At 40.7% G+C, this 491-nt stretch carries 1 pseudogene; it reads right to left on the bottom strand.

Going from position 1 to position 491, the window contains the following annotated elements:
- Positions 1-491 (bottom strand): annotated as a pseudogene (locus CBI42_RS11260) (virulence protein); the annotation flags it as partial.

Genomic DNA, 491 nt, shown 5'->3' with positions numbered 1-491 from the left:
TGCCAGCTGTCGTAGTTGCTAGAATAATTAACCTGAATTTCGCCATTTTGTAAGGCCGTCTTTGTGATAGCTGATAAGCTAGTTACTGCTCCACTAGCTATCAGTACATTCCCATATTGTACCCCTGATACAGACACTGCCGTACCAGCTACGATACTTGTCCCTGCTGTTGGCGGACCAGCCATGATACTCAAAACTTCGAGGGCGCCACTCGCAAAGTAAACTCCCAATCCAGAGAATATTTGAGCTACTCCACTCCAAAATTCAGCTGAATTTGCTTCAAAGTTTTGTGCTTTTAGTTCATCAAACTTTTTGTTAACCAAATGAGTATAGTCGGCATCGTATTTCCCATTTTTTGAAACGACATAACCTTGTTCAAATGGATAAATGTCAATGATATTCCCTGTTTCATCAATCTTAAGAGTGTGATTGTAGTCGTCGATTATTTTATCCCATTCGGACTTGTCGTGACCTTTTAAGCGCTTCTCTAA

Source organism: Streptococcus sp. KR, from assembly GCF_002238115.1.
In the GTDB taxonomy this organism is placed as follows: Bacteria; Bacillota; Bacilli; order Lactobacillales; family Streptococcaceae; genus Streptococcus.
This window is presented reverse-complemented; position numbering and strand designations above follow the sequence as displayed.